The 25,432-nt window shown below is 34.3% G+C and carries 18 protein-coding genes; 15 read left to right on the top strand and 3 right to left on the bottom strand.

What is annotated here, in order from left to right; genetic code table 11:
- The first annotated feature begins 51 nt into the window (after positions 1 to 51).
- Positions 52 to 2,238 (top strand): hypothetical protein, encoded by a 2,187-nt coding sequence (locus A3H37_07960; GenBank protein ID OGL47953.1) that lies wholly within the window; start codon positions 52 to 54, stop codon positions 2,236 to 2,238.
- A gap of 26 nt (positions 2,239 to 2,264) precedes the next feature.
- On the opposite strand, the gene A3H37_07955 is transcribed toward A3H37_07960, so the two are convergent.
- Positions 2,265 to 3,149 carry a hypothetical protein gene (locus A3H37_07955; GenBank protein ID OGL47952.1) on the bottom strand — a complete coding sequence of 295 codons (885 nt, stop codon included), beginning with the start codon at positions 3,147 to 3,149 and terminating at the stop codon, positions 2,265 to 2,267.
- A 98-nt stretch (positions 3,150 to 3,247) separates the two neighbouring features.
- Positions 3,248 to 4,528, bottom strand: a complete 1,281-nt coding sequence (locus A3H37_07950; GenBank protein ID OGL47951.1) for a hypothetical protein — start codon at positions 4,526 to 4,528, stop codon at positions 3,248 to 3,250.
- Positions 4,529 to 4,753: 225 nt separating this feature from the next.
- On the opposite strand from A3H37_07950, the gene A3H37_07945 reads away from it, so the two are divergent.
- From A3H37_07945 to A3H37_07930, 4 genes are read left to right on the top strand one after another with little or no spacing between them, the layout of a single operon-like run.
- A complete protein-coding gene (locus A3H37_07945) occupies positions 4,754 to 5,827 on the top strand; it encodes a chorismate mutase (protein OGL47950.1) in 1,074 nt (357 codons plus the stop codon).
- A 60-nt stretch (positions 5,828 to 5,887) separates the two neighbouring features.
- Positions 5,888 to 6,553 (top strand): hypothetical protein, encoded by a 666-nt coding sequence (locus tag A3H37_07940; GenBank protein OGL47949.1) that lies wholly within the window; start codon positions 5,888 to 5,890, stop codon positions 6,551 to 6,553.
- Between the two features lie 24 nt (positions 6,554 to 6,577).
- Positions 6,578 to 7,567 (top strand): tryptophan--tRNA ligase, encoded by a 990-nt coding sequence (locus A3H37_07935; protein ID OGL48064.1) that lies wholly within the window; start codon positions 6,578 to 6,580, stop codon positions 7,565 to 7,567.
- A 15-nt stretch (positions 7,568 to 7,582) separates the two neighbouring features.
- Positions 7,583 to 11,116 carry a transcription-repair coupling factor gene (locus A3H37_07930; protein ID OGL47948.1) on the top strand — a complete coding sequence of 1,178 codons (3,534 nt, stop codon included), beginning with the start codon at positions 7,583 to 7,585 and terminating at the stop codon, positions 11,114 to 11,116.
- On the opposite strand, the gene A3H37_07925 is transcribed toward A3H37_07930, so the two are convergent.
- Positions 11,113 to 13,422, bottom strand: a complete 2,310-nt coding sequence (locus tag A3H37_07925; protein OGL47947.1) for a hypothetical protein — start codon at positions 13,420 to 13,422, stop codon at positions 11,113 to 11,115. The two genes, A3H37_07930 and A3H37_07925, sit on opposite strands and share 4 nt — an antisense overlap.
- A gap of 100 nt (positions 13,423 to 13,522) precedes the next feature.
- On the opposite strand from A3H37_07925, the gene A3H37_07920 reads away from it, so the two are divergent.
- From A3H37_07920 to A3H37_07875, 10 genes are all read left to right on the top strand, one after another.
- Positions 13,523 to 14,911: a Fis family transcriptional regulator gene (locus A3H37_07920; protein OGL47946.1), complete on the top strand. Its 1,389-nt coding sequence runs from the start codon at positions 13,523 to 13,525 to the stop codon at positions 14,909 to 14,911.
- 466 nt (positions 14,912 to 15,377) lie between these two features.
- Positions 15,378 to 16,148 carry a hypothetical protein gene (locus A3H37_07915; protein OGL48063.1) on the top strand — a complete coding sequence of 257 codons (771 nt, stop codon included), beginning with the start codon at positions 15,378 to 15,380 and terminating at the stop codon, positions 16,146 to 16,148.
- Between the two features lie 32 nt (positions 16,149 to 16,180).
- On the top strand, positions 16,181 to 16,927 hold the full coding sequence (locus tag A3H37_07910) for a hypothetical protein (protein OGL47945.1): 747 nt from the start codon (positions 16,181 to 16,183) through the stop codon (positions 16,925 to 16,927).
- 239 nt (positions 16,928 to 17,166) lie between these two features.
- Positions 17,167 to 18,408, top strand: a complete 1,242-nt coding sequence (locus A3H37_07905) for a glutamate--cysteine ligase (protein OGL47944.1) — start codon at positions 17,167 to 17,169, stop codon at positions 18,406 to 18,408.
- Positions 18,409 to 18,410: 2 nt separating this feature from the next.
- Positions 18,411 to 19,364, top strand: coding sequence for a hypothetical protein (locus A3H37_07900; protein OGL47943.1), 954 nt, complete (start codon positions 18,411 to 18,413; stop codon positions 19,362 to 19,364).
- Between the two features lie 389 nt (positions 19,365 to 19,753).
- A complete protein-coding gene (locus A3H37_07895; protein ID OGL47942.1) occupies positions 19,754 to 20,248 on the top strand; it encodes a hypothetical protein in 495 nt (164 codons plus the stop codon).
- 98 nt (positions 20,249 to 20,346) lie between these two features.
- Positions 20,347 to 21,198, top strand: a complete 852-nt coding sequence (locus tag A3H37_07890) for a hypothetical protein (protein OGL47941.1) — start codon at positions 20,347 to 20,349, stop codon at positions 21,196 to 21,198.
- A 64-nt stretch (positions 21,199 to 21,262) separates the two neighbouring features.
- Positions 21,263 to 22,690, top strand: a complete 1,428-nt coding sequence (locus A3H37_07885; protein OGL47940.1) for a hypothetical protein — start codon at positions 21,263 to 21,265, stop codon at positions 22,688 to 22,690.
- A gap of 173 nt (positions 22,691 to 22,863) precedes the next feature.
- Positions 22,864 to 23,757 carry a hypothetical protein gene (locus A3H37_07880; protein OGL47939.1) on the top strand — a complete coding sequence of 298 codons (894 nt, stop codon included), beginning with the start codon at positions 22,864 to 22,866 and terminating at the stop codon, positions 23,755 to 23,757.
- Between the two features lie 156 nt (positions 23,758 to 23,913).
- Positions 23,914 to 25,365 carry a hypothetical protein gene (locus tag A3H37_07875; GenBank protein ID OGL47938.1) on the top strand — a complete coding sequence of 484 codons (1,452 nt, stop codon included), beginning with the start codon at positions 23,914 to 23,916 and terminating at the stop codon, positions 25,363 to 25,365.
- Positions 25,366 to 25,432 lie beyond the last annotated feature (67 nt).

The following is a 25,432-nucleotide window of genomic DNA, read 5'->3' as shown; positions in this document are numbered from 1 at the left end:
CCAGCCCCTACTTGAAATTTCTTTCATATCAGGAAAAAAGGAATAGAGTAAATGCTCAGAAAATTTCCAGCAGTTTTAAGCCTCATTTTGTTAATCCTTACAGGTTGTATCAGTTCTCTGAAAGATCGGAATGGAAAGATAGCAGGCGAATTAAAGACTGTTCCTGCAAAAGAGGGAAAACAGGAATTAAACCCATATCTTGGCGGTCTGGATTATTACAAAAGAAATGAATTTGATAAAGCAGTCAGAGAATTTGAAAAAGCAATAACTGATTTTCCTGAGATAAAGGATTATTCCCTGTATTATCTTTTTAAAATTGCAGAGTATAGATATGACTATGATGAGTGCAGGAGAATCTATGGAGTGCTGTTCAATGAGTTTCCAAAGAGCAGATGGGTTGAAGAATGTATGTATGAAATGGGAAATATATTATTTGCCAATATGAAATGGGAAGAGGCTCGGGGTATTTTTAATGAGTTCAACCGAAAATTCCCTGTAAGCAATTTTATTGCAAGCTCTTATTACCGGATAGGATTGTCTTATGTTTATATAGGGGAAAATGATAAGGGGAAGGAGATTTTCAATTATCTGTGGATAAACTATCCACTGAGCAGAGAGAGCAGAGAAGCAGAGAAATTTCTGAAGGATGCATATAAGACAGAATCAATAGAGAGCATGTTCAGGACTTCCGAGCTTTTAATAAGGGCTGATAAGTTTTATGATGCGAGAAAATTTGACGAGACCCTTTCAATTTCAAGATTCATACTGAACTCTAATGCGGAGCGTCAATATAAACTCGATGTAATGAGAAAGATGGCTGAATGTTATGAGAGGATGAAAAAATATCTCAATGCAGTTAGTTCTTATAAAAAATTAATAGAAGAGATTGAAAAGGAAAACGACAGGATACGGCTGCCTTTAATCTACTATAAATTTGCCAGAGCATGCTATCAGATAAATTACAAGGAAGGGTTTGAGTGGGTAAAAAAGAAACTTATTGAAAAGTTTCCTGATAGCGAGTTTGTAAAAGATATGCTCTATACTGCAGGACGGTATTACGAGGATGAAAAAAACTTTAATGAAGCCATTGAATCGTTCAATGAGGTTTTAAAAAAAGATAAAGATAGTGCTTACACAGATGATGTTCTCTGGCACATAGGCTGGGTTTATTATCTGAAAGGGGGGTTATCAGAATCTGCAGAATATTTTCTTAAAGAAAGAGAGAACTTTAAAAACAGTGAGAGCATAAATAAATCAATATACTGGTGTTATAAATCACTGGAAAAGAATAAAGACAGAGACAGAGCCGTTGATGTTTTAAAAGACAGTATCAAAGATTATCAGAGTTACTACTGGCTCTTGTGCAATTATAAAATAAAAAATAAAGATGTTTTTTATGATTACAACCCAAGCCGTTTTGAAAGATATGGAAGAAATATAAATGATGGTTCAGACAAGTCAAAAACCAAAGAGATATCTCTGGATGTATGGAACGAGATTATAAGAAAGATGACTTCAGACGGGGCAAGGGATTTTATAAAAAGAGCTATGGTTTTATGGAGAATAGGCTTGGCTGACGACTCAATAGCTGAATTGAAATATGCGAAAAAAACAATTCAAAAAAATGACAGGGAAAGTCTAATCTCCCTTGCCGAGATTTTATGGATGACAGGGAATTACACAATTCCAATAAAAATCCTTAGCAATATGTCCGGTTCTTTATCAGAGGAAACAAATTTGATGGCTGTAAAGTTAAATGAGATATTCTATCCCGCAGCATACTGGGATATAGTGTACAAGTATTCAATGGATAATGGAATAGATCCCTTTCTTGTGCTGGCAATAATGAGACAGGAGAGTTTTTTTGACCCAAACTCCTTGTCTCCTGCAGGTGCAATTGGTTTGCTACAGATAATGCCGAAAACAGCGCTAAAAATATTGAAGGAAAATGGAGAAGACTACTTTGAAAAAAATCAACTTTATGAATCAGAAACTAATATTTTGTTAGGCATTAAATATATTTCAAAGCTTTTGTTGAAATATAACAATAATCTTGTATTTGCAATTGCAGCTTATAATGCAGGAGAGCACCAGGTTAAAGAATGGCAATCAAGATTTCCTGATAGAGAGCTTGATGAATTTATTGAATCAATACCTTATCCTGAAACTAAAAATTACATTAAAAAAGTAATAACAAATTACGAAAACTATTATAGGATTTATTCAGCTGAAGAATAACATTTGATTGCTTAAGCAGTAAAAAATTATTGTTGTGAGTTTTTAAGCTGAGTTAATGGAGAAAGATTTCCTAGATATTTGTTTAGTATAGTTTCATCAAACTCAGAAATATTTGTTATATTTATTCCTGAAGTAAATTTTATTCCATCCTCTGTACCATATTTTTGAGTCCTGCAGACCTTGCCGCATAAATACAGTTTTTCATTATCCAAAAAAGGCTCTATTTCTAAAATTGAGTTTAGGGTGTATGGAGACATATGCTCCAGCAGGAATCCTGAGAGACTGATGTCTACAATCCTGGCTGTTTCCTTTTTATCTTTTTCTGTGTTGGTGCCAAACATTGCACAGTAAGCAAATTCTGAAGTTTTGAATCTTGGGTGTTTTCTTTTTTCAGAAAATCCCAAGATTTCTTCAGTAGTTTTCTGAAACTCTGTTACATCCTTTAGTGAGAGGAACCTGTTAAGGAAATTCTGGTTTTTCAGAAGATTATTCCAGTAGAGATTGATTTTTTCCTTTTCAGCATCCCTGTGGTCAAGATTCTGGTATGATTCAATTGAGTGGAATAGAACGAAACAGATAACTTTTGCTGGGGGTAGTTTTTCTGTTTGAATATCGATTCCTTCATTTGATCTTCCCAAAAACATAAGCGACCCAGAAGCATCAATAAAAGAACAGTAATTTATACAAAGGGGGAAAACCCCTTCGGGATAAAAATCTTTTTCTTTTTCAATCAATTCATAGCCTTTTTTTGACCAGAATTTTTCTAAGTTTTTGAATTCATTAACCGCAGCTACAGAATCAACTATTTTTGAGGATTTTAGAATAAGTTCAGCTACTTCAGTAAAGAGTGTGTTAATTGTCTTGGACTTGAGGTTTAATTCTAATATATCTGGAAGATAATATTTATTCACGTCTTAAGCCTAAAGAAATATTGGGAATGTTGTTACCTTTTCCTATTTGACCAATAATATCACAAATTTTCTGCATGTCAACAAATTTTTAAAAAAAATTACTTTTCAATCTTTGATTGCAATGCTTTTTCAAGTTTTGATTTAAAATAGATATCAAAAAACTCAGATGATAGTTTACTAAGAGCAAGAAGAAGTTTTTTTAATGTTTCTTCAGAATCCTTGCCAGAACTTATTTCAGATTTTAGCTTCTTTAAATTGTCTAATGTATCTGCTGAGAGTCTTTCTAATTCCTGTGCCTCTGACAGGTTAATTCGTAAACCAAAGGAATCTTTTTCTGTATTGCTAAATCGCTTCCATATGGTTTCAAGAAAAACCGAAAATTTTTCTGCCTCCCACATCTTGTTTCCAATTTTCCAGTAAAGTGCGGTTCCGTGAAACCCTCCTGCTACAATTCTGGAATTACTCAAAAGGCTTTTTATCTTTTTTAAAATTCCTCTGCCAGGAGAATCAATGATCAAAGTGGAGGGATTATGACAAAAATTTTCTGATTTTTTGTTAGCATTCCCGTAACATATTGTATCTATTATTATATTATTCCCATCAGGAAACATCGGGTGTTCAAAATGCGGGCTGAAAAGAAAGATTACCCCTTTACCATAAAAACTTTTAGCAGCAGCACAGGACCCGATTACTGTTTCAGAGGCTGTCTTTTCATCGACGAGGAAGATAGTATCTTTTGTGAAACCATGATAATTTGCAAGAGGTGTTAAATCATTTGAAGGAGTGATAAAACCCCCGCCAAATACAGGTGAGACTATAGTATCTGTGCTATAAAAGGGTGGTTTGCCAAGTAATTTAATTTGCATTGAGCCCCTTACAGGATGATACAGGTACTGGCAGCCATAGGGCATGGAAAACTTATAACTCATGTTGACTGAAAGCGGAAGGCTTGAGGAAAGGTTTTTTATCTTCCCGCCAGTAAGATTAAAAAAATCAAGAGGGGTCTTAGAAGAGTTAAGCATCAGATATGCACCGGCACATATTCCCAGATATGAACCTCCGTTTTCCAGGAAGTCTCTTATCTTGTTGCTGCCATTTTCCCCTATTTCTTCAGCAATGGCAAAGGTATCGCCTCCTGAAACAATAAAAATATTTATTCTGTCAAGAGCATCATTTTGAATGTTTTCCCCGTTGATAAAAGATATATCATAAAGGCCATATTTTTCAAAAAGCTCAGCAAGCCAAAGCCACGAGTGGGATGAACCGTTGCCGGTATAAATGCCAATTCTTGGATAACTGACAGGAAGAAACAGAGGCGTTTCTTCATAATCGCCTTTAAGCATCAGCGAGAAAAATTTTTTATAACTATTGGCATCCATATTTATTGAAAAAGGCTGCCTGCTTTTGATTTATAATCCAACTATAAATAGTGTAATCAAAGAGTTCTTTTGTACTTGCTTTCCAAAAAAATCTTGACATCATCTGAATGCTAAAATAGTTTAGAGGGAAGGTAGTTTCTAATCAAGAGAATTATTTGGAGTTGCAAATAAATATTTATACAGAAAACTAATTCCATAGTTATTCATTTTTTAAAGGAATTTGAATTGGATAAAATATATAATCATAGAAAACAGGTTGATGAAATAGACGAAGAGATTCTGGATCTTTTAAGCAGAAGGGCTGATTTAGCAATAAAGATTGGCAGAATAAAAAAAGCAGGTAATAAAAAGATTCATGCCCCAAAAAGGGAAATAGAAATATATGAGAAGCTGTTCAGCAAAAACAAAGGGCCTCTCAGCAATGAATCAATCAGAAATATTTACAGGGAAATAATTTCAGCCTCAATTTCTCTGGAAGGGCCAATGAAGGTATCATTCCTTGGTCCGGAAGCATCTTTCACTCACCTTGCATGTATAAAACAGTTTGGATTTTCTGCAGAATACCAATCAGCAAATTTTATTAAAGATGTGTTTGATGAAGTTGAAAAAGGGACCGTCATGTTTGGAGTTGTTCCGGTTGAAAACTCAACAGAAGGCGCAGTGAATCTTACTCTTGATATGTTCCTTGAATCGGATTTAAAAATTTACGGAGAGATACTACTGCCAATTAATCATAACCTGCTTAACAAAAGCGGAAACATAAAAAATGTAGAGAAGATAGTATCCCATCCGCAGTCAATAGCCCAATGCAGAGAATGGCTGGGAAGAAATTTAAGAGATGTGCCGGTAGAGGAGGTTTCAAGTAATGCGATAGCTGCTATAATGGCATCAAAGAACAAATCTCTGGCAGCCATCGCAAGCAAAACGGCTGGCGATGTTTACGGATTAAAGGTTGTTAGAAAAAATATAGAAGATAATGTTAATAATTTTACAAGATTTCTTGTAATCAGCAAGAATTATTTAGAAAAAACAGGCGATGATAAAACTTCATTGCTGTTTTCTATAAAAGATAAAGCAGGGGCTTTGTATAATGTGTTGGAGCCATTTGCTGAGAATAAAATCAGTTTAGCAAAGATTGAGTCAAGACCTTCAAAGAAAAAAGCATGGGAATATGTTTTTTATCTGGATTTTCTCGGTCATATTGATGACACTGCAGTTAAAAAAGCAATCAAGTCATTAAAAAATAATTGCATATTTTTAAAATTCCTTGGTTCTTATCCGAGAGCAAAACTTCTTTGAAAGTCACATGCCCCGGAAGACTATTAATATAGATTATCATCTTTAATCCGGTTTCAAAAAATGCACAAGCAAATAGGTGAATTAATAATAAGCTATATAGCACTGATTCTTGCAATTTCAGTCCATGAGTGCTCACACGCATGGACAGCAAACCGTTTTGGCGACCCTACTGCAAAAAATTTAGGGCGAATGACATTAAACCCTCTTGCCCATATAGATTTGCTTGGTACTGTTCTAATCCCTCTTTTCATTATTATCAGTGGCTCAAATATCCTTTTTGGATGGGCTAAACCTGTTCCGGTCAATCCTTATAATTTACGCAATCCAAAAAAAGGGAGCCTATGGGTTTCATTCTCAGGACCTTTAAGCAATATGGTGCTGGCAATTACAGCAGCAGTTATCTACCACTTAGCAGGCTTTATTCCCGGAGGAGTCTTTTTTGCTCAGGAATGGTTTTTTATCTTCAAGCCATTAATACTTATTGTTATATTTACCATCCAACTGAACATAATACTGGCAGTCTTTAATCTGATTCCTATTTTCCCTCTTGATGGCAGTGGAATTCTGATGGGTATTTTGCCTGCCGGAAAAGCAATCTTGTTTGAAAAGACAAAGCCGTATGGTTTTCTTATACTCCTTTTCCTTTTTTACACAGGAATTTTAGGGACAATCCTGAGCCCTGTATATTTCACATTAATCAACTTTTTAAGGGTTCCAATATTTTAAAGAGACAGTTGATATATGGATAAAATTAAAAAAGAGATAGCATTGAGCGGTATGAGACCAACTGGGAAACTGCACCTTGGTCATCTCATAGGTGTTCTTGAGAACTGGATAAAGATACAGGATGAATACGACTCTTTTTTCTTTGTTGCGGATTGGCATGCCCTTACGACAGAATACAGCAACCCTACAATGATAAAAGATTTAGGCAGGGAAATGGTGCTTGACTGGCTTGCTGCAGGGATTAACCCTGAAAAAGCAATAATCTTTCTTCAGTCTGATATTTCTGAGCATGCAGAGCTCCATCTCATACTTTCAATGATAGTTCCGGTTCCGTGGCTTGAAAGGGTGCCCTCATACAAGGAGATGAAAGAGGAATTAACAAACAAGGATCTTTCAACATATGGATTTCTTGGTTATCCGCTTCTTCAGGCTTCTGATATATTAATATATAAGTCAAATATAGTTCCTGTTGGCATAGATCAGGTTCCGCATATTGAACTGACAAGGGAAGTGGCTCGCAGGTTCAATCATATTTACGGGAAAGAGGTGTTTGCAGAACCGCAGGCGAAACTAACAGAAACATCCAAACTTCTGGGACTTGACGGAAGAAAAATGGGAAAGAGTTACAATAATTGTATTTATCTTTCTGATTCTTCTGAAGAAATCAGGCAAAAGGTTATGACAATGATGACTGACCCTCAAAGAGTAAAACGAACTGATTGTGGCAATCCTGAGCTTTCAGTTGTTTTCAGCTATCACAAAATATTATCTCCCCCTGAAACAGTAAAGGAGATTGATGATAAATGCAGGAACGCAAAAATAGGGTGCATTGACTGCAAAAAAGAGCTTTTAAAAAACCTTCTGGAATATATCAGCAAATTCCAGGAAAGAAGGTCGGTTTTATCCAAGAAGTGGAAAGATGCTGATGAAATCCTGCTTCTGGGCGGGAGAAAAGCCAAAGAAGTTGCTTCTGAAACTATAAGAGAAGCAAAGGAAGCCATGAGAATTGGTTAAATTCCATGAGTCAATATGCCGGTCGAAGAAAAAACCAAGCCCCCCCTCAGTGACTTAATAAATGCCATAGAATCCGGAGCCTCAGTTGCAGATGCAAAGGGACTACAGGTTTCTTCAAAGGCATTCCTCACAATATTGATTCACCGATTGCTGCAAAAAAAAATACTCATTCTGCTGCCTTCATCTAAGATTGCTGAACCGTTTTACAACGATTTAATATTCTTTTCAAATAATCTTAAACCCTTTAATGACAAAACGGCTTCAGATGAGATATTTTATTTTCCACACTGGGAAACGGTACCCTATGAAAAGTCATCTCCTTATGCAGAGATATCATCAAAAAGACTCCTTGTTCTGGATAGTTTATTGAACAACAGAGCCGGAATAGTTTTGATAACACCCGAGAGTTTGCTTCAGAAATTTATGAGTAAAAATGAATTAAAAGAAAAGTTTCTGAACATTGAAGCTGGAATGGAAATTCAAAAAGAAAAGCTTTTAGAGAATTTGCTGTTATGCGGTTATCAGGATAAAGACATTGTTGAGGAAAAAGGAGATTTCAGTTCCAGAGGCTGCATAGTCGATGTTTTTACATCACTCATTAAAAATCCATTGAGAATAGAATTTTTTGGAGATGAGATAGTTTCAATAAGAGAATTTGACCTTTATAGTCAAAAATCTACAAACAGGTTGAAACAGGTAAAAATACTTCCGGCAAGAGAAGTTTTTTATAATCCTTATTCAAGCGAAACAATAGTTGAGGAGTTTAAAAAATATTTTTTTGATCTTAAAGACAAAGGAGAATCGTATGAAAGGATTTTAAACTATCTCGACGGGAAAATGTACTTTCCCGGCATAGAAAATTTCAATCCTCTGTTTTTTAAAAACCTTGAGAGTTTTTTTGAATATATTTCTGATGATACGCTTATTATTTCAGAGGAGCCGGCGCAGGTAAAAGAAAAAACTGATGAATTTTATAAAGAGATATGCGCACAATGGGAAATATTAAAAAAAGAGGGATATCCTTCCTTCCATCCGACAGGGCTTTATATATCCCCTGATGATATAGAAAAGAGTTTAAAAAAATATCAGCAGGTATTTTTTGATTTCCTTTCTGACACAGAAAATTCCAAAGAAAAAAGTTTTTTCAGTTTTGATATAAAAACAATTTCTTTTTTGGGGTTTGAAGGAGGAGTGGACAGGCTAAAATCGTGTCTTCATCAGATAAAAAAGTTCAGTGAAAATAACTGCAAAGTCTATTTTGTATGCTCGAATGAGGGTTACGGCAAAAGACTTCAAAAGATATTCAGGGAGTATGATGCTGAGGTTGTCTTTAATCCTGAAAACAGAATCAAGGTAGATTTTTCCGAGATTGCTGATTTTTCTGTCCCTGAAATACTGACAGGAAAAATTTCAGGAGGGTTTGAATTTGAATCAGCAGGACTGGTAATAATTTCCGAGGAAGAGATATTCGGGAAAAAGATTACCAGAAGATTCAGAAGGTCATTTGACAGCAGCATCTTTATATCAGACTTCGGTGATATTTCCTCTGGCGATTTACTCGTTCACATAGATTACGGAGTAGGAAAATTCCAGGGAATAAAGAAATTCAGGATAGATGGTATTGAAAAAGATTTTTTGGCAATAGAATACCTTAACAGTGAATTTCTTTATGTTCCGGTTGAAAACCTTAACCTTGTCCAGAAATACATTGGGGTGCAAGGGTTTGTTCCCAAGTTAGACCATCTCGCGGGAAAAGGATGGGAGAGGATAAAGGAAAAGGCTAAGGAATCAATACGCAGGATGGCAAAGAAACTGCTCGGGATTTACGCAAAAAGAAAAGTTGCAGACGGATATGCCTTTTCAAAGGATGATAACTGGATGAGCGAGTTTGAGAGTACTTTTGAATACGAGGAAACACCTCATCAGTTAAGAGCTATAGAGGATGTAAAAAAGGATATGGAGTCTTCAAAGCCAATGGACAGATTGATCTGCGGAGATGTCGGATACGGAAAGACCGAGGTGGCTTTAAGGGCGTCTTTCAAAGCTGCAAACGAGAGCAAGCAGGTGGCTGTTCTGGTTCCAACAACCATACTTGCGCAACAGCATTACCAGACTTTTGCAAACCGCTTTTCTCCTTTTCCAATAAGGGTTGAAGTGTTGTCCAGATTTTGTTCAGCCAGGAAAGAAAAAGAAATAATCGAGGATTTAAAAAACGGTAAAGTTGACATAGTCATAGGGACACACAGGCTTCTTTCAGATGACATAGAGTTCAAGGATATCGGGCTGGTTATAATTGATGAAGAACAGAGATTTGGCGTAAAACATAAAGAGAAATTAAAAAAGTTTCGCAATGAGGTTGATGTCCTTACGCTTACTGCAACTCCAATTCCAAGAACCCTGCAGCTTTCGTTGATGGGTATCAGGGACATGAGTATAATTGATACCCCGCCTGAAGACCGTCAGCCAATAAAAACAATTGTCACAAGCTTTAACAAAGAACTTATTGTTCAGGCGATAAAAAGAGAAATGGAAAGGGGAGGGCAGATTTACTTTGTCCATAATAGGGTTTACAGCATACACGGAATTGAAAGGCTATTAAAAAACCTGGTGACTGAAGCCAGGATAGGAGTTGCACACGGGCAGATGAAAAAATCTTTTCTTGAAGATGTGATGATTAGATTCATAAAAAAGGAATATGATATATTGCTTTGCACATCAATTATAGAGTCAGGGCTTGATATTCCAGCAGTTAACACAATTATAATCAACAGGGCAGACAGGTTTGGACTTTCAGACCTTTATCAGCTGAGGGGAAGGGTTGGAAGAGATGGACATGTTGCCTATGCATATCTTCTGATTCCTCCCAAGGCTGTTCTCACAGATGACTCAAAGAAGAGGCTAAGAGTAATTGAAGAGCTTTCAGGGTTAGGCTCCGGTTTTAAAATTGCAGCCCATGACCTTGAAATAAGAGGCGCAGGAAATATTCTCGGTGAGGAACAGTCAGGGCAGATCCTGGCAATAGGCTTTGACCTTTACTGCAAAATGATTGAAGAAACGATAAATGAGATGCAAGATCTTTCTACTGAAGATAAAAGGACACGCTGCGTAATCAATTCCAAGATAGAGGCATATATTCCTGAAAATTTCGTAGAGGATTCAAGACAGAGAATTACTATTTACAAAAAACTGTCAGAAATAGGGCATATTGTTAACCTTGAAGAATTTAAAGAAGAGATCCGTGACAGGTTTGGGGATCTGCCTGAAGCATTGAACGCACTGTTTAAAATAAGTTCATTGAGGATTTTAGGCAATGAGGCAATGGTTTCAAAAATAGATGTTTCATCAAAAGAGATCAGAATAACCTTTTCTATCAGTTTCAAGATGTCGCCAGATATTCTCATTAAAATTATCTCAGAAAGAGAAAATCATATAAAATTTCTTTCAGAAAACTCTCTTGTTATCAGAAATCTAAAAGATATTAATCAGCTAATTGATTTTACTATAAAATTTATGGAGGAGATAATCAAGAGAAGAAAACCCGAAGTTTAGAGCTTGGCCAAATGGCTCATTACAATATCTTCAAAATCTTCAACATTAAACGGTTTGGGAATAAATGGATTTTGAGTTGATTCCAGAAACTCTTTGGTTTTCCCATCGTATGTATCACCTGTTGTAAATATTATCTTCTTCTCTTGTCCGGGCTTGTTCTCCTTAACCCACTCATAGAGCTTGAATCCGTCAACAACAGGCATTCTCAAATCTGTTATTATCAGGTCATAGGTATTTTTTTTTATCTTCTCGAGTCCTTTTTCACCTGAATTAACTGATTCAATTATGTGGTTTTTTTTCATAACAACTACCATTAGATCCTTAATCATTTCATCATCATCTATAATCAGTATTTTTTTTCTGCCTGCAATCTCTCTTGCAATACCTTCAGAATCTCTATAAGGTTTTACGATTTTTGTCTTTCTCAAAGGAAGCTCAACTGTAAAAGTGGTTTTTTTGCCTTCAATGCTTTCAGCATGAATCTTTCCATTGTGGCTTTGTATTATTCCGTAGCATACGCTGAGTCCAAGACCCGTTCCCTGATTATGTTCTTTTGTCGTAAAAAAGGGATCAAAAATTTTTTTCAGGTTCTTTTCGCTTATTCCATAGCCATTATCCGTAAACTGTATAACAATGTTTTCGCCTTTCATGAAAGATTTAACTGAAATAGTACCAAGCCTATTACCAATTGCCTGTATTGAATTATTCAATATATTTAGAAAAACCTGTTCAATCTGGTTTCCATCAGCCAAGGTTGATGGAAGTCCTTCTTCAAGATTAGTTTCAAGTTTCAGATTGCCTGATTCAAATTTATATTCAAGAAGAGAGAGCACCTTTTCTATTGTATCATTTATATTAATAAGACTAAGCTCGGGTTTGGTTTGTTTTGAAAATCCAAGAAGAGATTGTATTATCTTTTTGGCGCTAAGAGCGCTTAGCTCTATTTTCCCTATCATTTCAAGCTCTTCAGAGCCAAGATTTGACTGTTTTAAAAGCTGGGAATAACCCAGCACAGGTCCGAGTTTGTTGTTTAGCTCGTGTGTAATTCCTGAAATCATAGCTCCAAGAGAAGCAAGTTTCTCAGAATGAAGCAATTGCTGTTCCAGCTTTTTTATTTCAGTTATATCCTTTATGACAAAAACAAAACCAATTATTGGGGTTCCGTAACTGTCTTTTAATATAGATACAGAAAAGATTGCAGGAAAAAGAGTTCCGCTTCGCGATTTCATTCTGCATTCAGTATTGTATGAAGAGTTTCTCTTAAGCATTTTTTCTACGGTAAGGTTTGGAGATAATTCTTCAGCTATTTCATCTGGAAACAAGGACCATATCTTTTTCCCTTTGATTTCATTAGATGTTATTCCAAACATATTTTCTGCTCCGCGGTTAAGGAATAATATGGTTTTTTCAAAATCAACTGTTATGACAGCATCGTCAATGCCTTCAATAGTATAATCCAGATAGTTTCTTAAATATTTAATTTCTTCCTCTTTCTGAAGCCTTTCAGTTATGTCTTTTGCAATGAAAGTAAATCCTGACAATTTTCCTCTGTTGTTAAGCATATTAGCAGCAGAAAGGAGAACCGGGATATTCTTGTTGTTTTTGTTTAATATCTGGGTTTCGACATCATTGACACACCCTTTTCCCAATAAATATTCAAAGATGCTTTTCCCAAACTTTTCATCTTTTTCAAAAAGCTTTTTAACAGGATATCCCAGTATATCTGCTGAAGAAAACCCTGTAGCTTCTTTGGCTCCGCGGCTTGCAAAAACGATTTTTCCGGATTTATCTGTAATAAAAATGATATCCTGCAGATTTGATACTATATCCTCAAAATAATCTTTAAACTCAGCCGCTAAGTTTTTTGCTTCAGACGCATTATTTAAAGGCTTGATTTTTAATTTTGAATGATGCCTGGAAGGTTCGCTGTTTCTAATCTTTACAGGAAGAATTTTTTCAATGATGCAAAGTATTTTCTGCTCATTATTTTCCTGAAAATCATTAAGAGCAAAGGTATAAATCATCTCAACTAAAGTCCCGTCCTGTAGCATCCTCTTGGAAGTAAAGCTTGGGATTTTTTCGCCTTTTATAATTCTTTCCTTATAATTTAAGAGTTCTGAAAATATATTTTCATAGGTTGAAGAAATAGAAGTTCCAATTAGTTCTTCTTTTTTGTATCCGAACAATTCCTGTGCCGTCAGACTCCAGTCAGTTATTGAGCCGTTCAAATTTATAGAGAAAATTACTTTTTCTCTGGATTTTAATAGAGATTTTGTTTCCATATGCAAAGGAAGTTTAATTATCACATAGTATTAATTTTGTTGATAATTTATATCATAATGTTTTATAATAAGCAAACACAAACAAAAGGGTATCCATTTCTAACTTACTTAAAGGAAGGTTAAGATGTCTGAGATAAAAATTCTAATCGTAGATGATGAGGAAAACATCTGTGACATGCTCTCCAGACTTCTGGTAAAAGAAGGATTTTCTGTTGTAACAGCAAAAAGCCATAAAGAAGCTGCTGAGCTCATACAAAAAAATGATTTTACGCTTGCCCTTTTGGACCTTTTTATGCCTGAAGTTGATGGCATCCAAACCCTCAAAGCACTGCATTCTTCGAAACCTGACACAATAGGAATAATAATGACAGGGTACGCGACTATTGATAGTGCTGTCGAGGCTATGAAGGCAGGGGCATTTGATTATGTGTCAAAACCATTCAATCTTGATGAAATTCTTTTAATAATAAAGCGTGCAATTGAATACCAGAGGCTTCGGGGGGAAAACCTTTTACTGAAAAGTCAGCTAAAGAAAAAGTATAAATTTGAAAGCATTGTTGGCAACAGTGAAGAAATGATCAGGATTTTTCAGATAATTGAAACTATTGCTGACAGCGATAGCACTGTAATCATTTATGGAGAAAGTGGAACAGGTAAGGAGTTGGTTGCAAAGGCAATACATTATAATAGCATAAGACGGGATAAATGTATGGTTCCAGTAAACTGCGGTGCTATTCCTGAAGGTCTGCTTGAAAGTGAATTATTCGGACACGTAAAAGGTGCTTTCACAGGGGCAGCATATTCGAAAATTGGCAGGTTTGAGATGGCAAGCGGAGGAACCATATTTCTTGATGAGATAGGGGATATGAGCCTGAATTTACAGGTAAAGCTATTAAGGGTTCTTCAGGAAAGGGAGTTTATTCCTGTCGGAGGAACAAAAAATGTTAAGGTTGATGTAAGAGTTATAGCTGCAACTCACAGGGATTTGGAAAAAGCAGTTGAGGAAAAAATATTTCGCGAAGACCTTTTTTACAGGCTGAATGTCATTCCATTAATAATTCCTCCTCTTAGAGAGAGAAAGGGTGATACCCAGCTTCTTGTAAGGCATTTTCTTGACTATTATAATAAGGAGAGAGGTTCAAACATAGAGGATTTTTCTCCTGAGGTTATGAAAATTTTTTCAGAATATAACTGGCCCGGAAATGTCAGAGAGTTAGAGAACATGATTGAAAGACTGGTAATTTTTAACAGAAACAAAAAGATAATAAACGTTTCTGATTTGCCTCAGAAATTTCAAAACAAAGAAGAAAAACCTTCTGCATCCACCTTTAAACTTCCTGAAGAAGGCCTGTGTATAAATACCCTTTTATCAAAAATAGAAAATGACCTTATACTTCAAGCACTGAACAAAACAGGGTGGGTAAAGGAAAAAGCTGCAAAACTGCTTAACCTCAACAGGACAACGCTTGTTCAAAAAATAAAAAAAAGAAAACTGGAAAACACTGCATCCTGAATTCCTGCCTGAGAATTTTGAAAAGTCATGGCGAGCACATTCCCAACAGTATGCTACAGGTGCCTTCAATAATATAAATACAATCTGCTTTTACATAATATACCTGCTTCTGTTAACATTTTGACGTCTATCTTCTAAAAGTTAACACATTTTAAGAAAACTTTTCTTAATATTAAATCCGCTCATTCAAGATATTTAAAAACTTTTCTATATTAAAAGCATAAATTTTCTTTATCTTTCAAGATATTAATCAAGTTTTTGATTTATGAAATTTTTAAAGCATGAATCAATATAATGATACAAAATGTTTTGGCATACTATTTGCTATATATTGTTTGCGAATGCGTTCAAGGTTATTAATTAAAATTAAATGGATAGAGAAAAATCTATATAACCGGCTAAGTCTTGATAGATGGTTAAAAGTTGTTCCAAAATTAACTATCTTTTTAACAGAGGGGGGATAAATATGATGAATATACAGAAGGAAATTAAAGAATTGATACTGTATGATAAAGATAAAGAGCCAATCAATAAAAGTAAATTAATTTTAAAGTTTCTTCCATTTACCCGTAGCATAGCAGCAAGGATATCAATGAAATTGCCTGCAAATGTTGAAGTTAATGATTTAGTGAGTGCTGGAATAATAGGGTTGATGGATGCTGTTGAAAAATTTGACCCGTCAAAGGAAATAAAATTTAAAACCTATGCTGAGTTCAGGATAAGAGGAGCTATCCTTGATGAACTCAGGGCACTTGACTGGCTTCCAAGATCTCTGCGCCAGTGGACAACTCAGGTTGAGGATACTTATTATTATCTTGAACAGAAGCATTCAAGACCTGCAACAGACTATGAAATGGCTTGTGAGCTTGGAATCGGCATTGATGAATATTATGAAACACTAAAGCAAATTAAAGGTGCAACGCTTTTCAGTCTTGATAATTCTATGGACAGTTCAGATAATAAAGGCAAAAACCTCTTCTCTCTTATAGCAGACAGCGAAGAGAAGAGTCCTCTTTTTTCAACAAAACTAAAGGAGTTAAAGAAAATTGTTGGAGATACAATCAACAGATTGCCTGAAAAAGAGAAGCTGGTTATTTCCCTTTATTATTATGAAGATCTTACAATGAAGGAGATAGGAAAGGTCCTTGATATAACAGAGTCAAGGGTTTCTCAGATTCACACAAAGGCAGTTATTCTTCTTAAAAACAGGTTAAAGAAACTGTTGAGGGAAGAATAGAAGTTTTAACAACTAAAATCAGAGAGAATCATATGCTCGCAAATCAAATTGAAATACAAGTAAAAGAAAAAAATGGGAGTTTAGTTGATTTTATAATTAATCTTCAGAGATATGCTGTTGCAGGACAGATGTTTTCTGATATTACACATGAACTCAACAACATAGTTGGAGCAATGCTTGGATTTGCACAAATTGCAAAAATGACTAACAAAGAAAATGATATTAAAAAGTGTTTTGAAGTTATTATCTCATGCTCTGAAAAAGCAAAGCAGATAAATAACAGCATGTTATCATACCTGCAAGCAAATTCAAAAGATGAAAGGGAAGCTGATATAAACACGATTATTTATCAGAGTATTTCTCTTGCAAACAAAGGATTTTACAGAAAAGGAATAAAAGTTTCTTTTTTGCCAGGAAGTATTCCAATTATTAAATTAAGGATAGGTTTATTTCAACATGCTTTCTTAAATTTTCTTTTAGATGTAAAGAAGAATATATCCAATGGTAAGGAATTAAAAATCACTACAGAGCATAACGAAAAAGAAAAACAGATTGAAATTAACCTTAGAAACAGTACCTTTCTTGCTGATTGCAGAACCCGTGCTGAACGCCTTGAATCTTTTCAGGATATTTTCAACAGTTTTGAGAACCCTGATGGTTTAAATAAAGATATTAACGTTAGAATAGCTTCATGGATAGTTAACAAAGAGATTGGCGGAGAAGTGCTGAATAGTGGTGAGGAAAAGGTAACAGGTTACAAAATAAAAATTCCTGTTTAAAAAAAGTGTAGCAATTGCATTCTCCACCGTTACGAAATACAATCCGTTCACCTGTTTCATAAACTTTTAATTTTTAACCTCCTTCATCTGCTTTATTGTCAGCAGCTTATAATCAAAAAAGCAATTTATCTTGATTTAAATCCTGTAAAAATCTATAATTTGTTAAGAATATTTTAAATAGCTGTTTCCTTCCACAGCTTTTTTTAAAATTAAAAAAGGTAAGATTTGCGGAAAAGACTGTGAATATTATCCCTGTGTTGCATAACCTGCTGACAAAAGAGGCTAACCGTGTTAAAGAATGGATTAAGTTCCACTCAAAAAAAGTTCAGCTCCCTATTTATTCTTCCCACGACATAAGAAACAGCGGGTTTAAAGTTGCACCTGTTGATGCAAACCTGTTTCCTGGAGGATTTAACAACCTTTGCAGGAACAGCAAAAAAATGAGCAGCAAGTATTTTAAAGATTATATTAGCAGATATTTTTCAGGCACGAGGAAAGTATTAATTCTTGCTGAAGAGCATACAAGGAATAAATTCTATCTTGAAAACCTTCACTCATTAAGCCTGATTCTTGAAAAAGCCGGGTTTGAATCAAGAATAGGAGTTTTAAAAGGAGATTTTGATGACAAAAAGAATTTAGAAACAGCTGATAAGAATGAAATAACAGTTTATAGGATTAATATAAAAGGAAAAACCCTGTCTGCGGGAGAATTCATCCCTAATTTGATAATTGATAACAATGACTTTTCTGAAGGAGAGCCTGTTGTATTGCACAGCATACATCAGCCAATAATACCTTCCATTGAGCTTGGATGGTTCAAGAGAAAAAAGAGCAACCATTTACAATTCTATAATAACCTTATCGAGGAGTTTTCGCTGAAGTTCAAAATAGACAAGTGGTTCCTGTCGGAGTTTTATGAATCTGTTGATGATATTGATTTTACTAAAAAATCAGATTTTGAAAAGGCAGCTGAAAAAATCGACAAAGTTCTTTCTTTTGTTAATGGAAAATATGAAGAATATGGAATAAAAGAAAAACCTTTTGTTTTTATAAAAAATAATTCAGGAACATACGGGATAGCTGTTATGAGTGCTGAAAGCAGCTACGATTTCATTCACATGAACAGGGAAACTAAAAATAAAATGTCTTTTGGGAAAAACAAAGTTCCGGTAAAAAGTCTTATAATTCAGGAAGGAATTCCAACAATTGATAAAGTGGAAGGGTTTGTTGCAGAGCCTCTTATATATTTTGTTGGTGCAAAACCTGTTGGAGGTTTTTTCAGAATGAATACTGAAAGAACAACAAAGGAAAATTTAAATACAAGAGGTATGTTTTTTGAATCTGATAATTTATGTCCTATGAGTTCAGATACTTTCGGCAATGCTGTTAAATCAAATGTGTCTGTAGAAAACATAAAAGTCTATGAATTTATTGCCATGGTCTCAACACTTGCTCAGGGTTATGAAATCGCAGCAGTTTAAACATGGTTTCTAAATTAAGAATTGGATTTATTTTAGACCAGATTGAAAAACTGGTTATTGAAGAAGATACAAGCCTTCTGCTTCTAAATGAATGCAGGTCAAGAGGACATCAGGTATTTTATATTCATCAGGAAGATATTTTCTGGTTAGGCGGAACTACAATGGTTAATCTCGGTTATGAAGAATTTGACAAGAGATTTAATCCTGTAAATAGTAAGTTTAAGCTTGAGCGTATGGATTCTCTTGATGTGGTTTTTATGAGGCTTGAACCGCCATATAACATAAACTACTTCTACATTACCCATTTGCTACAACTTATTGGGGGGGGAACTCTTATCCTAAACAACCCAAAGGGGTTAAGAGAGGTTAGTGAAAAATTATACTCTCTGAAATTCCCTGAGATGATTCCAGAAACAGTAGTTGCAAAGAACATAAATCTTTTAAAAAGTTTTTTAAAAAAATGTGGTAAAATTATAATCAAGCAGATAAACATGTATGCAAGTAAAGAGCTTGTTGTTGTTTCAGATGATGAAAAAGATGTTTTCCAGATTTTTGACAAAGTGACAGAATCCAAAACAAAATACGTTCTTGCACAGAAGTTTCTTGATGATGTTTACACTACCGGTGATAAAAGAGCAGTAATTCTCTCAGGTAAGGTTATAGGATGCTATGCGAGAGTTCCAAAAAGAAATGATTTCAGAAGCGATCCGGACTTTGGGGGAGTTAACAAAAGAACAGAACTGTCAAAAAGAGAAAAAGAAATCTGTTCAGTAGTATCACAGAAACTTTCAGAAGATGGAATTTATTTTGCAGGAATTGATTTAATAGGAGAGAAGCTTACTGAAATAAATGTCACTTGTCCTGCTGGAATAATTCCAATCAACAAACTTTACAGGAGAAATCTTGAAAAAGAAATAATAGATTTTCTCGAGAGAAAAATCCTCAGGAGAAATTAATCTGAAAATTATTTTTACTGATGCAAAGGATGTTGCTGCAAAATAGTGCAAAGAGGTGAAACCCTTTCATTTTTTTTATTTAAATATCCATTTTAACAATTTTTCCACAAGTTTCTCCCATCTAATCTGGAAAAATTTAAATTAAGATTTTAAAACAAGGGATAAAAATCTGTTACAACTGCAGTGAACCAAACAGCGAATGGGTTGATGACAGAGAGAAAAGAAATTGTTGTGAATATTTTGTGGTTGTCATAGCCAGAAACCACAAGCTAATACGAAAAATCTTTTTCCATGATATCTTGTCTTATATAAATATTCTTTTCCGTATTCAATATTGACAACAGCAGTTAATTAAGCTTAAAATAACAAACAAGTTTTTGGAGATTCATATGGCTATCTCAGAAGAAGAAGAAAAAACCATAAGAGAAAAAACAAGAAAAGAGTTAGAAGAGAAGGAAAGAGAAAAGCTTGAATCTTTTCAAAGAGCAAAACTCTCTGAAGAAGAAGAAGAGAAAGAACTAAAAGAAACAGAAAATACAAGATCTGATAACATAAGAAGACTTGAAATCGCCGAAGAAGAGAAAAAAAAATTCTTTAAGGAGAAGGGGCATATCCCTCTGATAGATGGTTCAGGAAATACTATCTGGTTTTCTCCGGAAGAATACGAAACAAAAAAACACAGGGTTAAGCATCGCTCAGCAAGAAAAAGAACTGAAGAATATACCCATGAAGAGGATACAGATGTAAAAGAAGAGCAAGCTGTTCCTGCTGAAACATCAGATTTAAGCTTTAAAAAATATCTCTTTATTACTGTAATTGCATTGTTTTTAGTGTCATTTATATTGATAGTAGTCATTCCATTATTTACTTCTCTTGGCAAATAATAGCTTTTAAAATAAAAACTATCTGCTGAAATTCTGAGGATATTTGCCAATACGTTCATAGTTTTTATATATACTCACTGATTTTTTAATAAACAAAGATGAAAGTCTATAAGTTAAAAAAAGAAACATACCCTGTTTCTTCAAAAAAATTTAAAATTGATTACAGAAAAGAACTAAATAGCTCTCAGCTTGAAGCAGTAGAGTTAACTGAGGGACCTTATCTTGTTATTGCAGGTGCCGGAAGCGGAAAAACAAGAACTCTCATTTACAGAGTAGCAAGGCTTATAAAGACAGACATTGATGCAGAATCAATACTGCTACTTACCTTTACGCGCAGGGCTTCGCAGGATATGCTCAGAAGAGCAGCTTCATTAATTGACTATCCCTGTGAAAGAGTTTCAGGTGGAACATTTCACTCCTTTGCAAATACGATACTCAGAAGATATTCCAAAACAATTAATTTTCAATCAAATTTCACTATACTTGACCGTTCTGATTCAGAGGATGCCATAAATCTTTTAAGAAATCAGCTAAATTTAAACACCAAGGAAAAAAGGTTTCCAAGAAAAGATACAATTCAGAATATTTTCAGTATGTCTGTTAACAGAAATTTATCCATTGAATTAATAATAGGGAGAGATTATTCTTATTTTACAGACCATATTGAGGATTTAAAAAAACTTAAAGAGACTTATTCTAAATATAAACTCACTAATTTTCTTGCTGATTATGATGATTTGTTAATTTTTTTAAAACAACTACTTAAAGAGAGTGAAGAGGAAAGAAGACTTATGTATGTTGCTGCAACAAGGGCTAAATGCAATCTTTTTGTTACATATCCTGTGAATATTTTTGACCACTCAAGAGGAGCTGTTTTATCAAAACAATCAAGGTTTATTGACAATATTCCTCAGAATATTCTTGAACCATGGAATCTTCTGGAAGAATAGATACCGGATTTTGCAATTTGATTTTTTTCAATAATGATAATTTGCAAATTTTTTGTGTTGAAAAATGGCAAAGAAAAAAGAACAAAAAGCTGATTCTCTGAGTTTTTTATATGATGGAATGGCTCTCTTTGCAGACCCTGTCCATCAGTACATAGCATTCACAGTATCTGTTGACTCAGGTGAGAAATCGGAAAAAGACCTTATCGATTCTCCTTGGCTTCAGAGACTTAGGCAGATATATCAGCTACAGAGCTCAAAGTGGGTTTTCCCTTCAGCAGAGCACAGCCGTTTTCAGCACTCAATTGGAGCAATGCATGTTGCAGGAAGAGTTGCAAAGCATCTGTATCCAAGTCTGAAAAAAGCTGTAAAGAACTGCCCGTCTGAAAATTTTATTGAAGAACTTCTAAGAGTTACAGCACTTCTTCATGATGTTGGACATGGTCCTTTTGGGCATTTTTTTGATGAAAACTTCCTTGATACCTATGGGATTACCCACGAGGATATTGGGCAGGCAATAATTGAAAAAGAACTTGGAAGGATAATCAAACGTATAAAGAGAAGCCCTAATGGTTTTTTTCAAAGGAATGAGAGAATTAACCCCAAATATGTAGCATTTTTGATTAAGAAAGATGGAATAAAACAAATTGAGGATTATCCAAAATGGCTTCAACTGCTTCTACCGCTTTTTAATGGGATATACACAGTTGACAATATGGATTATGTTTTAAGAGATTCATATATGTGCGGAGTTGCAATAGGTCCGGTTGATATAGACAGGCTCATCTATTACACCTTTTACACAGAAAATGGATTGACAATCCATAAATCAGGAACTTCTGCTCTTACAATGTTCTTAAATGCCCGGTTATATCTTTACTCAAATGTTTATTACCATAGAACTACAAGGGCTATTGATATGCATCTTAAAGAAATATTTAAGGAAACACTCAATAGAATCTTTCCCTATAACCCGATTGAACACAGGAAAGAATATCTTGAGCTTTCAGACTGGTCATTGGCTCAAGAGGTTGCCAGATGGAGATACTCTGATGAAGAGGACAAAATAAGGCTCTCAAGAGAATGGTCTATGATTCTAAACCGTCTTCCAAAGTGGAAAATGGTTTATGACAAAACTATTTCTATAAAAGAGCTTGAAACCGGCAAAACTGTTATCAAAGACGAGGATTGGGAAAAGAGGATAAGAACGCACCTGCCAAAGAAATTAAAAAATTATAAATTGATGGTTGACACTGCTGTGCAGGACCCAAGACCTGAAAATCCACTTTCAATGGAACAGAGGCAAATTTATATTTATGACCCGATTACAAAAACTGTTTCAACTGAAATGCTGAAAGAACTCTTTGAATATATCCCATCAAAAATAATACATTACAGGGTATTTGCACTAAATCACGATTACGACAGAGAACTTTCAGATGCAGCAGAGAGAGGGTTGAAGTACAGGAAAGAAGCCATAAAGACAAATGTTTAAGACAAATATAATATGACTTGCAATAGCAAGATTTCCATGTTTGCTCAGAACAAATTCCATGATTTCAAAATTTTGCTTTTGGCTGATAAGTTTAAGTTTTTATAGTTGACAATATAATTTTAACAAACCATTATATGGTTAGGGGTTAGGTTTTTAAAATTAAGGGAGAAAAGATGAAAAACATTGAAAGAATTGTTGTTCCGGTTGATTTTTCTTCCGGTTGTATCAATGCTTTTAATCTTGCCTTAAGCCTTGCAAAGAAAAATGGTTCGAAAATCTATATTTTACACATAGTTTCAGAGCCTCAGGTAATTGACCCTCTTTATGCTTCTGACTTTTATTCAAATGTAAGCTTTGATGATATAAGGAGTGAGCTTGAAAAAGAAATTAGAAACACATACATAAAGGGGAATGAAGGAACCAACATAGAAATCCGCGTATTAAAAGGCTATCCGGTTTCTGGAATCATTGAGTTTTCAAAGGATGTTAAAGCTGATTTAATTGTCATGGCTACTCACGCAAGAAAGGGTTTGAGCCATGCAGTTATTGGAAGTGTTGCAGAAAAAGTTCTGAGAACTTCTCCTTGTCCTGTTCTTACTGTCAAGTTAAGCCATGAAATCAAACCTGACAAGTTTGACATAAAAAAAATACTTGTTCCTGTTGACCTTTCAGAGCATTCTGAAAAAGCATTTGAACTTGCAGTTGATTTTGCAAGCCTTTTTAATGCAAACATTGATGTGCTTAATGTGATTCAGCCAATCTCTTTTTATCCTTATTACTACAGCGATTTCTTTTCAAAAGAGGGTATAATTAAAAGGATGGAGGAGGAGATTAAGGTTAGACTTGGCTTGCTTATTGAGGAAAAAGGAAAGGGATTTAAGAATATAACCCATCAGGTCCGTGTTGGAGAACCGTTCCACGAGATTCTTGAAAAGGAAAATTCTATAAAGGCTGATTTGATTATAATGGGAACTCATGGACGAACAGGTATTTCTCATGCCTTGATTGGAAGCGTTGCAGAAAGATTAATAAGGCTTGCAAAGTGCCCGGTCATGACTGTTAAATAAAAAAGTTTTTAGTTTTAAGTTTTTAATTGATTTCTGATAGATAATTATAATTGTAGTCGCAGGCTTCCTGCCTGTCGGCAGACAGGTAATTTGAACAATGCAAAGACATAGGGTTACACATGTTCAACTCCTATTACTTAAAAATTTCTCAGTATTTTGTATTATTTAACAAAACTTAGCCCCAAGTATTTAATTTTTATTCTTTTTTCTTTCTTAGTTATTCTGCTGACATATTTTTTCAAAGATATTAGATTTGATGATCCCTACATAACTTTCAGATATGCCAAGAATCTTTCTGAGGGGCATGGGTTTGTGTTCAATGAAGGAGAAAGAATTCTTGGGACAACCACTCCTCTTTACACATTGATTTTAGCATGTTGCGGATTGTTTTTTAAAAATTTACCTCTTGTAAGCATTATTCTGTCGTCAATAAGTCTTATTTTTTTATCATATTTTCTTTATTTAATTCTAAACATTGTCAACAAAAAGATATGGGGGGTTTTCTGTGCAATTTTAATAATATTCAATTCTCAGACCTACAGTTGCTTTGGTCTGGAGACAATTTTTTACACCATGCTTATTTATGGAGCTATTTTATTTTATTTAAAAGATTATTTTTATTTATCAACAATTTTATTAGTTATTGCGATTCTTACAAGAAGTGATGCTATCATCCTTATTGGTCTAATTCTTCTTGCTTATATTTTAAAAAATAAAAAGTTTCCTTATAAATATGTTAGTCTTTTTTTAGTTATAGTTATACCTTGGTATTTGTTTTCATTTTTTTATTTTGGAACTTTTTTTCCAAGTTCAATGTCAGTAAAGACTGGTATGTCAAAAAGTATAATGTATGTATTTCTTATGCTTTTTGAAGATAAAGTAGTTAGGTTTTTAAATCCTATTTTTGGAGTTATTAAACCTTATTATTTTATGTTTTTACCATTGGGATTATTACAGATATTAAATAGTAGAAAAAAAGAATTAATTATTATTCCCATATGGACATTTCTTCATATCTTAGGATATTCTATCCTTAGAGTATCTCCAGCTGGATGTGATTGGCATTTTTATCCAATATTTCCAGGATTAATTATTACTTCTTTTCTTGGAGTGGTATTTTGTATTGAAAGGGTGATAGTTATTTTTTCAAGTTATAAAGTAGCTAAGGGAATCCTATTTTCTTTTTTAATATTTATATGTTGTTTCAGCATATTCAATAGCATGAGATATCTTTATGAATTTCATAATTTTTTCCCTAAGGATGAAAATTTTGGAACTAGGTATAACGTCTATAGAATGTTTGGAATATGGGCAAGCAAAAATACTGAAGAAAACTCAACTATAGCTTGTGCAGATATAGGCATAATTGGCTATTACAGCAAGAGAAAAATAGTTGATTTAGCTGGACTAGTAACTCCTGAGATGATTCATCATCATGATGATTATATCTGGGGTATTAAAAAATTTAAACCTAATTTGATTATCTATAGGAAACAGAATTGGAAGGACCCTCCTGAAATAATATATACCAATTTCCCTTATTATTTAATCAAAACTTTTAATGAAGACAGGAAGGGGAATGTTCTGATTTTTAAAAGAAAGGATTAAATATTAATAAAATTTTTATGCAGGCAAGTTCAATAATCTAACACAATACTTTGATATCATAGAGGGC

It is taken from the genome of Candidatus Schekmanbacteria bacterium RIFCSPLOWO2_02_FULL_38_14 (assembly GCA_001790855.1).
Classification (GTDB): domain Bacteria; phylum Schekmanbacteria; class GWA2-38-11; order GWA2-38-11; family GWA2-38-11; genus 2-02-FULL-38-14-A.
This window is presented reverse-complemented; position numbering and strand designations above follow the sequence as displayed.